General features: G+C 66.2%; 5 protein-coding genes and 3 rRNA genes. 3 read left to right on the top strand and 5 right to left on the bottom strand.

Annotation, left to right across the window (positions count from 1 at the left end):
* The first annotated feature begins 2 nt into the window (after positions 1-2).
* A complete protein-coding gene (locus J7W19_RS18295; RefSeq protein WP_201768270.1) occupies positions 3-1,619 on the top strand; it encodes a type VI secretion protein in 1,617 nt (538 codons plus the stop codon).
* An 86-nt stretch (positions 1,620-1,705) separates the two neighbouring features.
* The gene (locus tag J7W19_RS18290) at positions 1,706-2,677 is read left to right on the top strand and encodes a hydroxyacid dehydrogenase (RefSeq protein ID WP_233478130.1); all 972 of its coding nucleotides are present in this window, start codon (positions 1,706-1,708) and stop codon (positions 2,675-2,677) included.
* Between the two features lie 98 nt (positions 2,678-2,775).
* On the opposite strand, the gene rrf is transcribed toward J7W19_RS18290, so the two are convergent.
* The 5 genes from rrf to J7W19_RS18265 form a co-directional block, all read right to left on the bottom strand.
* Positions 2,776-2,892 (bottom strand): 5S ribosomal RNA (gene rrf, locus J7W19_RS18285).
* A 76-nt stretch (positions 2,893-2,968) separates the two neighbouring features.
* Positions 2,969-6,092, bottom strand: a 23S ribosomal RNA gene (locus J7W19_RS18280).
* Between the two features lie 276 nt (positions 6,093-6,368).
* Positions 6,369-7,894: ribosomal RNA gene (locus tag J7W19_RS18275) — 16S ribosomal RNA — on the bottom strand.
* The 16S, 23S and 5S rRNA genes sit together here, the layout of an rRNA operon.
* A 621-nt stretch (positions 7,895-8,515) precedes the next feature.
* Entirely contained in the window at positions 8,516-9,016 is a 501-nt protein-coding gene (locus J7W19_RS18270; RefSeq protein WP_040891254.1) for a hypothetical protein, read from the bottom strand.
* Between the two features lie 54 nt (positions 9,017-9,070).
* Positions 9,071-9,433 carry an SH3 domain-containing protein gene (locus J7W19_RS18265; RefSeq protein ID WP_004949596.1) on the bottom strand — a complete coding sequence of 121 codons (363 nt, stop codon included), beginning with the start codon at positions 9,431-9,433 and terminating at the stop codon, positions 9,071-9,073.
* A 164-nt stretch (positions 9,434-9,597) separates the two neighbouring features.
* Between J7W19_RS18265 and J7W19_RS18260 the strand changes: the two genes are divergently transcribed.
* Complete coding sequence (locus tag J7W19_RS18260) at positions 9,598-11,844, top strand: serine/threonine-protein kinase (protein WP_004949592.1); 2,247 nt, start codon at positions 9,598-9,600, stop codon at positions 11,842-11,844.
* The last annotated feature ends 190 nt before the right edge of the window (positions 11,845-12,034 follow it).

Raw genomic sequence — 12,034 nt, 5'->3', positions numbered from 1 at the left:
CCGTGGCGCAGGGTTCGCGGCCCCCGGGGGAGCGGGGCACCGGCGGGGTGCCGGACGGCCTGCTGGTCGGCGCCTTCGCCTTCCTGCTGGGGATAACGGTGCTGCTGTGGTCGGCGACCGGCCTGGCGGGCTTCTTCACGCACGGCCGCTGGCCCGAGGCCGTCACCCTCACCCGCACGCCCCTGGCGCTACGGCACCTGATGTCCGACCCGCGCGACCTGTCCGCCGCCTGGCCGGACACCCCGCCGGACGAGCTGTCGGGGTACGGGCTGTTCTGGGGCATCGTGATCAGCGAAGCGCTGGTGGCCGTGGTGCTGCTGGTGTTCGCGCTCGGCACACTGACCCGCTGGCGCCGCGTCCGACGGGACCGGCGTGCCCAGCAGGACGCGGCGGTACGAGCAGGGGGCGGCGCCCCGGGGCACGCGGAGGCGGCGGCCACGCCGGTGACCGCAGAGGCGCCGCCCACGGCGGAGCCCCGGCCGGCGGGACCCCGGCGGACACCCACGGCAACGACATCCCAACAGGCCCCGGCGCCCGCGGCACCGACGGCACCGCAGCCGCCCACGCCCACGGAGACCGCACCGGCAGCTCCGGCCTCCCCGGAATCCGCGCCAACACCCCTCCCCGCGCCGCCCACCAGCAGCGACGCCCTCACGAACAACCACCCTCCCCACGTCCCCTCCCCGCGCCCGCCCGCCACACCCCCACGCCTCGTCTACGGCACGGACCGGCGGTCCACGGCGGCCCGGGCCATCCTGGAGGCCGCCGGACCGGTGCTGGTCACCACCAGCGATCCCGAACTGTGGGCGGACACCAAGGACTCCCGGGCGAAGCTCGGCCCGGTCCACGTCTTCGACCCGGGACACCTCCTCGACACTCCCGACCGGCTCCGCTGGAACCCGTCCGCCGGCTGCGAGTCCCGCGCCACGGCCGCCGCCCGCGCGAACGCGCTCCTCGCGCCCGTCCGCCCGTTGAGCGCCCTGGACTCACTGACTGCCGAGACGGCGGAGACACTGCTGGGCTGCTGGCTGCACGCGGCGGCCGTGGACGGCCGCCCGTTCCGGCAGGTGCACCGCTGGGCCCAGGGCACCTCGGCCCACGAACCCGTACGGATCCTCCGCACCAGCCCCAAGGCGGCGGCCGGTTCGGCGGGCGAACTGGAGTCCGCGCTGACCGGACACCCGGAACGAAGAGACATGGCACAGGAGTTGACAGCCCGCGCCCTCAATGCGCTGTCTTCGGTCCACATTCGCGACGCGTGCAATCCAAATCGGTCGGATGTGCTCGCGCTGGAATCATTCGCCGCGGAGATGGGAACGCTCTACGTGGTGGGTGAGGCGATTGAGGATCCCCGCACCCGCCCGGGTGCGATGCCCTTGCTGACCGCACTCACCGCGCACGTGGTCGAGCGCGGCCGGGGCGTGGCCGAACGGTCACCTTCCGGTCGGCTCGACCCACCACTCACCCTGGTCCTGGACGACGTGGCGGCCGTCGCCCCGCTGCCCCTCCTCCCGGACCTCCTGGAGGACGGCGCCGAACTCGGCCTGCCCACCCTGGCCCTGATGCGCTCCGAGGAACAGGCCCGCACCCGCTGGCCCCGCCGCACCCTGACCGGCTGAGCCGATACGAAGACGATGGCGGGTTCTCACCCTCTGGAACCACGGCAGACGTTTCCCCCACAGGAGGGGCGGGCAGAGCGCGCTAGGTGACGGTGGCGACGGAACTACGCGTATGGGTGGCGATGGGCAAGCGGCACGGCGCCGCCATACTGCCTCCGCAGCTGCTGGAGCGGCTCGCGGCCTGGGCGACGCCCGTCGAGTCCCTGGCGGACGCGGACGTCGTCGTCACCGGCTGGGGCACGACCCTGGTCCTGGACGAGGAGACGCTTGCGGCGGCGCCCCGCCTGCGGGCACTGGTGCACACGGGGGGCTCGGTGCGGACGATCGTCACCTCCGCGGTGTGGGAGCGGGGACTCACCGTCTCCTCGGCCGCCGACGTCAACGCCGGCCCTGTCGCCGAGTTCGCGTACGCCCAGATCGCTTTGGCGGCGAAGCGGGCCCTCGGCACCGCGGCGGGCTACCGCGCGGGGTGGTGGCCGGCGTTCGGGGCGCGGGAGGGGGCGGACGGCCGGACGGTGGGGGTCGTGGGGGCGTCACGGATCGGCCGGCGCGTGCTGTCCCGGCTGCACGGTTCGGAGGCGGGATACCGGATCCTGTTGTACGACCCATACGTCTCCGCCGTGGACGCCAAGCGGCTGGGCGCCGAGCTCACCGATATCCACACCCTGTGTGCGACCAGCTCGATCGTCACGCTGCACGCCCCTGAACTCCCCGAAACGCGGCGTCTGCTGAACGCCGAGCGCCTCGCCCTGATGCCGGACGGCGCCACTGTGGTGAATACGGCGCGGGGCACGCTCGTCGATACGGACGCGCTGGTACGGGAATGCGCGTCGGGCCGCCTGGACGCCTTCCTCGATGTCACGGACCCCGAACCCCTGCCCGCCGGCCATGCGTTGCTCACCCTCCCGAACGTCTTCCTCACGCCGCATATCGCCGGCTGTCAGGGGGACGAAGTCCGGCGGCTGGGCGCGTTCGCGGTGGACGAGGTGGGGCGGCTGGCGCGGGGCGAGCCGTTGCTGGGGGCGATACGGCGAGAGGAATGGGCGCGGATGGCGTGACGAACGGAATAGGGCGCCGGAAATGGCGCCGGAAACGCAGAAGAGCCCCGGGCCGGATTGCTTTCACAATCCGAGCCCGAGGCTCTTCTTCACATTTAGTTCGGCGGCGTCCTACTCTCCCACACGGTCCCCCATGCAGTACCATCGGCGCTGAAAGGCTTAGCTTCCGGGTTCGGAATGTAACCGGGCGTTTCCCTAACGCTATGACCACCGAAACACTATGAAACATATCAACAACCGGCATATTGGTTGTTCGTGGTTTCAGAACCAACACAGTGGACGCGAGCAACTGAGGACAAGCCCTCGGCCTATTAGTACCAGTCAGCTCCAACCGTTACCGGTCTTCCACACCTGGCCTATCAACCCAGTCGTCTACTGGGAGCCTTACCCCATCAAGTGGGTGGGAGTCCTCATCTCGAAGCAGGCTTCCCGCTTAGATGCTTTCAGCGGTTATCCCTCCCGAACGTAGCCAACCAGCCATGCCCTTGGCAGAACAACTGGCACACCAGAGGTTCGTCCGTCCCGGTCCTCTCGTACTAGGGACAGCCCTTCTCAAGACTCCTACGCGCACAGCGGATAGGGACCGAACTGTCTCACGACGTTCTAAACCCAGCTCGCGTACCGCTTTAATGGGCGAACAGCCCAACCCTTGGGACCGACTCCAGCCCCAGGATGCGACGAGCCGACATCGAGGTGCCAAACCATCCCGTCGATATGGACTCTTGGGGAAGATCAGCCTGTTATCCCCGGGGTACCTTTTATCCGTTGAGCGACGGCGCTTCCACAAGCCACCGCCGGATCACTAGTCCCGACTTTCGTCCCTGCTCGACCCGTCGGTCTCACAGTCAAGCTCCCTTGTGCACTTACACTCAACACCTGATTGCCAACCAGGCTGAGGGAACCTTTGGGCGCCTCCGTTACCCTTTAGGAGGCAACCGCCCCAGTTAAACTACCCACCAGACACTGTCCCTGATCCGGATCACGGACCCAGGTTAGACATCCAGCACGACCAGAGTGGTATTTCAACGACGACTCCACACACACTGGCGTGCATGCTTCACAGTCTCCCACCTATCCTACACAAGCCGAACCGAACACCAATATCAAGCTATAGTAAAGGTCCCGGGGTCTTTCCGTCCTGCTGCGCGAAACGAGCATCTTTACTCGTAGTGCAATTTCACCGGGCCTATGGTTGAGACAGTCGAGAAGTCGTTACGCCATTCGTGCAGGTCGGAACTTACCCGACAAGGAATTTCGCTACCTTAGGATGGTTATAGTTACCACCGCCGTTTACTGGCGCTTAAGTTCTCAGCTTCGCCTGGACGAATCCAAGCTAACCGGTCCCCTTAACGTTCCAGCACCGGGCAGGCGTCAGTCCGTATACATCGCCTTACGGCTTCGCACGGACCTGTGTTTTTAGTAAACAGTCGCTTCTCGCTGGTCTCTGCGGCCACACCCAGCTCAAGGAGTAAATCCCATCACCGGACATGGCCCCCCTTCTCCCGAAGTTACGGGGGCATTTTGCCGAGTTCCTTAACCATAGTTCACCCGAACGCCTCGGTATTCTCTACCTGACCACCTGAGTCGGTTTAGGGTACGGGCCGCCGTGAAACTCGCTAGAGGCTTTTCTCGACAGCATAGGATCATCCACTTCACCACAATCGGCTCGGCATCAGGTCTCAGCCTTAACGTGTGACGGATTTGCCTACCACACGGCCTACACCCTTACCCCGGGACAACCACCGCCCGGGCTGGACTACCTTCCTGCGTCACCCCATCGCTTACCTACTACAAGTCTGGATCGTCGGCTCCACCACTTTCCATTCCCCGAAGGGTCCGGAACGGCTTCACGGACTTAGCATCGCCTGATTCGATATTGGGCGTTTCAAAGCGGGTACCGGAATATCAACCGGTTGTCCATCGACTACGCCTGTCGGCCTCGCCTTAGGTCCCGACTTACCCTGGGCAGATCAGCTTGACCCAGGAACCCTTAGTCAATCGGCGCACACGTTTCCCACGTGTGTATCGCTACTCATGCCTGCATTCTCACTCGTGAACCGTCCACAACTCGCTTCCGCGGCTGCTTCACCCGGCACACGACGCTCCCCTACCCATCACAGTCCCCGTTAGAGGTACGTACTGCAATGACACGACTTCGGCGGTACGCTTGAGCCCCGCTACATTGTCGGCGCGGAATCACTTGACCAGTGAGCTATTACGCACTCTTTCAAGGGTGGCTGCTTCTAAGCCAACCTCCTGGTTGTCTCTGCGACTCCACATCCTTTCCCACTTAGCGTACGCTTAGGGGCCTTAGTCGATGCTCTGGGCTGTTTCCCTCTCGACCATGGAGCTTATCCCCCACAGTCTCACTGCCGCGCTCTCACTTACCGGCATTCGGAGTTTGGCTAAGGTCAGTAACCCGGTAGGGCCCATCGCCTATCCAGTGCTCTACCTCCGGCAAGAAACACACGACGCTGCACCTAAATGCATTTCGGGGAGAACCAGCTATCACGGAGTTTGATTGGCCTTTCACCCCTAACCACAGGTCATCCCCCAGGTTTTCAACCCTGGTGGGTTCGGTCCTCCACGAAGTCTTACCTCCGCTTCAACCTGCCCATGGCTAGATCACTCCGCTTCGGGTCTTGGGCGCGCTACTCAATCGCCCTATTCGGACTCGCTTTCGCTACGGCTTCCCCACACGGGTTAACCTCGCAACACACCGCAAACTCGCAGGCTCATTCTTCAAAAGGCACGCAGTCACGACACAAGAAGCAAGCTCCCTGTGCGACGCTCCCACGGCTTGTAGGCACACGGTTTCAGGTACTATTTCACTCCGCTCCCGCGGTACTTTTCACCATTCCCTCACGGTACTATCCGCTATCGGTCACCAGGGAATATTTAGGCTTAGCGGGTGGTCCCGCCAGATTCACACGGGATTTCTCGGGCCCCGTGCTACTTGGGTGTCTCTCAAACGAGCCGCAATGATTTCAGCTACGGGGGTCTTACCCTCTACGCCGGACCTTTCGCATGTCCTTCGCCTATCACTACGGTTTCTGACTCGTCCCGTCGCCGGCAGACGACAGAAGAGAGATCCCACAACCCCGCATGCGCAACCCCTGCCGGGTATCACACGCAAACGGTTTGGCCTCATCCGGTTTCGCTCGCCACTACTCCCGGAATCACGGTTGTTTTCTCTTCCTGCGGGTACTGAGATGTTTCACTTCCCCGCGTTCCCTCCACACTGCCTATGTGTTCAGCAGCGGGTGACAGCCCATGACGACTGCCGGGTTTCCCCATTCGGACACCCCCGGATCACAGCTCGGTTGACAGCTCCCCGGGGCCTATCGCGGCCTCCCACGTCCTTCATCGGTTCCTGGTGCCAAGGCATCCACCGTGCGCCCTTAAAAACTTGGCCACAGATGCTCGCGTCCACTGTGCAGTTCTCAAACAACGACCAGCCACCCGTCACAACCCACCAACAGGCGGACCTTTACCGGGGCCGGCAGAAGGCAACAAGCTCACGCTCGCACCCTCAGACACCCAACAGCGTGCCCGACCCAGCCTCGCAAGACCCTGTGTTCCACGCCGAAGCAGTACTAACAAGTCCTTTGAAACTGTGCCGAATAGTCAACGTTCCACCCATGAGCAACCGTACGAGACATTCGCTCGTAGTCGGCTATGTGCTCCTTAGAAAGGAGGTGATCCAGCCGCACCTTCCGGTACGGCTACCTTGTTACGACTTCGTCCCAATCGCCAGTCCCACCTTCGACGGCTCCCTCCACAAGGGTTGGGCCACCGGCTTCGGGTGTTACCGACTTTCGTGACGTGACGGGCGGTGTGTACAAGGCCCGGGAACGTATTCACCGCAGCAATGCTGATCTGCGATTACTAGCAACTCCAACTTCATGGGGTCGAGTTGCAGACCCCAATCCGAACTGAGACCGGCTTTTTGAGATTCGCTCCACCTCGCGGTATCGCAGCTCATTGTACCGGCCATTGTAGCACGTGTGCAGCCCAAGACATAAGGGGCATGATGACTTGACGTCGTCCCCACCTTCCTCCGAGTTGACCCCGGCAGTCTCCTGTGAGTCCCCATCACCCCGAAAGGCATGCTGGCAACACAGAACAAGGGTTGCGCTCGTTGCGGGACTTAACCCAACATCTCACGACACGAGCTGACGACAGCCATGCACCACCTGTACACCGACCACAAGGGGGCACCCATCTCTGGATGTTTCCGGTGTATGTCAAGCCTTGGTAAGGTTCTTCGCGTTGCGTCGAATTAAGCCACATGCTCCGCTGCTTGTGCGGGCCCCCGTCAATTCCTTTGAGTTTTAGCCTTGCGGCCGTACTCCCCAGGCGGGGAACTTAATGCGTTAGCTGCGGCACGGACGACGTGGAATGTCGCCCACACCTAGTTCCCAACGTTTACGGCGTGGACTACCAGGGTATCTAATCCTGTTCGCTCCCCACGCTTTCGCTCCTCAGCGTCAGTATCGGCCCAGAGATCCGCCTTCGCCACCGGTGTTCCTCCTGATATCTGCGCATTTCACCGCTACACCAGGAATTCCGATCTCCCCTACCGAACTCTAGCCTGCCCGTATCGAATGCAGACCCGGGGTTAAGCCCCGGGCTTTCACATCCGACGCGACAAGCCGCCTACGAGCTCTTTACGCCCAATAATTCCGGACAACGCTTGCGCCCTACGTATTACCGCGGCTGCTGGCACGTAGTTAGCCGGCGCTTCTTCTGCAGGTACCGTCACTTTCGCTTCTTCCCTGCTGAAAGAGGTTTACAACCCGAAGGCCGTCATCCCTCACGCGGCGTCGCTGCATCAGGCTTTCGCCCATTGTGCAATATTCCCCACTGCTGCCTCCCGTAGGAGTCTGGGCCGTGTCTCAGTCCCAGTGTGGCCGGTCGCCCTCTCAGGCCGGCTACCCGTCGTCGCCTTGGTAGGCCATCACCCCACCAACAAGCTGATAGGCCGCGGGCTCATCCTGCACCGCCGGAGCTTTCCACCACCGAGCATGCGCTCAGCAGTCATATCCGGTATTAGACCCCGTTTCCAGGGCTTGTCCCAGAGTGCAGGGCAGATTGCCCACGTGTTACTCACCCGTTCGCCACTAATCCCCTCCCGAAGGAGGTTCATCGTTCGACTTGCATGTGTTAAGCACGCCGCCAGCGTTCGTCCTGAGCCAGGATCAAACTCTCCGTGAATGTTTACCGGTAATCCGGTGCACACACACGAGAGCGGAACGACCAGGCGGAATAGGCCCGGTCGTTCACAGCGTCCTCGCTGTGTTTTTCAAAGGAACCTCATCCAGGACCACAAGGATCCGTGGACGGGGTTGTTTTATAGTCTGGCGTTGACTTTTGGCACGCTGTTGAGTTCTCAAGGAACGGACGCTTCCTTTGTACTCACCCGAGAGACTCTCTCAGGCTTTCCTCCGGGCGCTTCCCTTCGGTGTTTCCAACCTTACCAGATCCTTTTCCGTTCCGTTTCCGGCCCGGATTCGAAATCCGATCCCCTGTTGGCGGGGTTTGTTTCTCGCCTTGCGGCGTGATCACTACTTTACCGGATTTCCCCCGCGGCTCCTAATCGGAGCCCCGGGCCTGAATCGAAACGAATTCCGGCATGCCGAAATCCATCCCGTTCAGGGGCCGTGCAGTAGTGGATCCCGCCGAGTGGCGTGAAGCGCCGCCCCGGCTTCCTCGCGGACGCCGTGGCAACTCGAAGAACTCTACACGAGGTTCAGGAGTGCTCGTGCCACCCCCCAGCCACCCCCCACCCGCTCCCACGCACTCCCATGCGCCCCCACGCCCCCGCCGCTGTCCCTACTACTTCCCGCCCCTCACGGACCGCTTCCCGCCCGCGCGCCGCACCCGCTCCTCGTACTCCCGCCGGTGCAGGTTCTCCCCAGGGGCCTCTTGGAGTGCCCGGAGGGACCAGGCCAGGAAGACGCCGATGAAGCCGATCACCATCAGAGACTGGGTCGACTCCCCACTCCCCGCCCGGCCCCCAGCCCCACTTCCCCCTCGCCTCTCCCCACCCCGCACGAACCCCTCCCATGTGCGCCGGAAGGCGAGTGCCGTACAGACGGCCACCCCGACCACCACGATCACGTTCACCAGGCCGCCCACCTTGGCGATGGCGAGGCCCTGGTAGCCGAGGCGCAGGAGCAGGGCGCCCGCCACGGCCGCCGCCAGTCCGCCGACGGCGACGGCGGCGCGGCGCCAGGCGTAGCCGCCGCCGTGCTCGACCCAGGTCGTTCCGAAGAACCGGATGGGCTCGGGCTCCGGCGGGCCGGCGGAGGGTGTTGTCCGCTTCTGGGTGCTCATGCGCCGATTATTGACCTGCTGGGACCCCGCGTCCGTGTCGATCAATATCGATCGTCACGCGCACCGGACCGTCACGAAGTCGCTGCTTCCGGTTTTCACATAGGCGTCGGATACATACTGACCCGGCGCGATGTTGTCCCAGATGTTCGTCGTACCGCAGGGGCCCGAGACGGTCTCGCCGCGCGTCTGGCAGCGGATGGCGACGCTGGTGTTCTGAGGGAGGATCTTGACCAACCGGCTGCTGGTGCTGGGGCCGCTCCGCACGTTCACCTGGTATCCGGGGGCCAGCGGATAGAAAACGGCCTCCGCCGCGGCCTGGACGGACGGTATGGATGAAGCGGACGATGCCTCGGTGACGACCGTCCCGTCCTCGGCCGTGCTTCGGGCCCGCTCCTCGACGATCTCTTCGCTGGCCATAGTGGGCCCTCCCCTGTTTCGAAATGACCGTCAAAAGACTGTTGTTGACGGGCCGATGACATGCGCAGGCTAGCAAGGTCGGGCACGTCCTCCCGGGCAACAGGTGCCCCATCGATTAGGCTCCGCAAGCCGCCTATGCGGCCGACACGACACGGGGGTGGGGAATGCCGCCGCTGCGCGATACCGGGAACGGCCCGGAAGCGGAGGATCCGGAGTACGCGGGCCGGTACCGCCTGGAGGGTCGGCTCGGCGCGGGCGGCATGGGCGTCGTCCACCTGGCGCACTCGCCCTCGGGGCTGCGGCTCGCCGTCAAGGTCGTGCACGCCGAGTACGCGGCGGACCCGGAGTTCAGGGCGCGCTTCCGGCAGGAGGTGGCGGCGGCCCGACGGGTCAGCGGCGCGTTCACCGCGCCGGTCGTGGACGCCGACCCGGACTGCGACCGGCCGTGGATGGCGACGCTGTGCATCGCCGGGCCGACCCTCGCCGCGTACATCAAGCGGAACGGCCCGCTGCCCCCGGACGAGGTGCGCAGGCTGGCGGCGGGGCTCGCGGAGGCGCTGCGCGACATCCACCGGGCCGGGGTCGTCCACCGCGATCTGAAGCCCAGCAACGTCCTCCTCTCCGAGGACGGGCCGAAGGTCATCGACTTCGGTATCTCCCGGCCGTACGACAGCGAGTTGCGGACGGAGACGGGGAAGCTGGTCGGCACCCCACCGTTCATGGCGCCCGAGCAGTTCCAGCGGCCGCGTGAAGTGGGGCCGGCGGCCGACGTGTTCGCGCTCGCGTCGGTGCTCGTCCACGCGGCGACCGGGCGCGGGCCGTTCGCGTCCGACAGCCCGTACCTCGTCGCGTACCAGGTGGTGCACGACGAGCCGGAGCTGGAGGGGGTGCCCGAGGACCTCGTACCGCTGCTCAGGGACTGCCTGGCGAAGGATCCCGGGCTGCGGCCGACGCCGGACGTCATCATGTCCCGGCTGCCGGAGCCCGCGCCGGGCGGTCGGCTCGCTCCCTCCTGGCTGCCGGAGGTCGCGCCCCGGCTGCCCGACGTCCCGTACAAGCCGCCGCCCCGGCCTCCCCGCCGCGCCCTGCGACCGCCCCGGGCGGAGGCGCGGCCCCCGCGGTCGGACACTCCCGTCACCCACTCCGCCCGCCTTCCCGCCCAGGGCGCGGCGCGCGGCACGGACGAGGAGCCACCGGCGGCGCGGCCCCGGTGGCGGCGCGTCACCTGGTTCGCGGTGGGGGCGCTGGCGACCGTCGCGCTCGGCGTGGGCGCCGGATGGGCCGTCCGGCAGGCCGACGGCGAGGACGAGCCGCTCCAGACCCGGGCCACCGCCGCGAGCACCGTCTGGCAGCCGTGGCAGGTCCCGCTGCCGGGAAAGCCGCCCGGGAAGCCGGGCGAGGCCCGTCCGGCCTTCTGCGACCACTCCGAGGACGCTCTGTACTGCTCCGCTCCCGGGCTCCTCGCCGTCCGGATCAACAGCTACGACGGCACGGTGGCGTGGCGGCGTGAGGAGACGGGTCGGCGGGCGGACGCGTTGGCGGCCCCCGTCGTCGCCGGCGGCCTGGTGCACGTCCTGTCCGCCGACGGCCGCCGGCTGCTCGCCCTCGACGCCGCCTCGGGGCGGCAGCGCTGGGCCGGTGACGTGTCGCGGTACCGGGGACGGGTCTTCTTCGCGGAGGACACGGTCCTGCTGGTCGCCGAGGACGGCACGGTCACCGCGCTCGACGCACGGACCCACAAGGAGCGCTGGCGGCACGGCGTCCCCGGCTTCCGCACCCCGGTCTTCTCCTCCTACGGCACCGGCCCGGCCTACGCCGTCACGCCGTCGGACAACGGCCGGTCCACGCGGGTCGTCGCCCTCGACCCGCTCACCGGCAAGACACTGTGGCAGTGGACGGCGAACGGCAACCTGTCGGTCGTCGGCGCCCGGTGGGACGGCGGGCTCTACCTGACCGCCTCCGACACGGACAACCGGGTCTCCGCCGTGGTGCGCTACGACCCGGCGGCGCGGCGCGAGCGCCGGGTGCTGCTGAGCGCGCCGGTGATCGCGGCGAGCGCGGTGGCGCGGCGGGACGCCGTCTACGTGCTGTCGAACGACGGCGGGCTGACCTCGGTGGACACCGAGCGGGGGCTGCAGTTGTGGCGGACGGAGACGTCGGTGGCCAACGCGTCGGCCCTGGTGGCCGACCACCGCAGGGTGTACTTCTCGGCGGCGGACGGCCGGCTGATAGCGGTGGACGCGCTCGGGGGCGAACTGCTCGGCCAGACGAAGCCGCGGCTCGCCAAGGCCGGGCAGGGCTTCCCGGGGGTGCTGCCGCCGCCGGTCGCGGCGCGCGGGAAGGTGTACGGCTCCGCGCCCGACGGAACGGTGTTCGCGCTGAACGGGCGGGAGCCGGAGCACTGGCGTTGAGGGGCCGCCGTCGGAAGGCCGGTCCGCGGCGGCTGTCGCGGCGGCCGGTCGCCGGACGTACGGCGTCGGGAGGTCCGCCAGCGGCGGTCGTCGCCGGAGGTACGGCAGCGGGCCCACCGGTCGCGGCGGGCCGGTCGCCGCGCGGTGCCGGCGGTCGGTGCGCGGCGTCGGCGGTCGGTGGGCGGCGCCG

The organism is Streptomyces mobaraensis NBRC 13819 = DSM 40847 (assembly GCF_017916255.1).
In the GTDB taxonomy this organism is placed as follows: Bacteria; Actinomycetota; Actinomycetes; order Streptomycetales; family Streptomycetaceae; genus Streptomyces; species Streptomyces mobaraensis.
Note: the sequence above shows the minus strand (reverse complement) of the source record. Positions and strands in the feature narration are given on the sequence as shown.

Coding starts and splice junctions, on each gene's coding strand:
- J7W19_RS18270 (WP_040891254.1), bottom strand. CDS start 9,016: ATGAGCACCCAGAAGCGGACAACACCCTCCGCCGGCCCGCCGGAGCCC.
- J7W19_RS18265 (WP_004949596.1), bottom strand. CDS start 9,433: ATGGCCAGCGAAGAGATCGTCGAGGAGCGGGCCCGAAGCACGGCCGAG.
- J7W19_RS18260 (WP_004949592.1), top strand. CDS start 9,598: ATGCCGCCGCTGCGCGATACCGGGAACGGCCCGGAAGCGGAGGATCCG.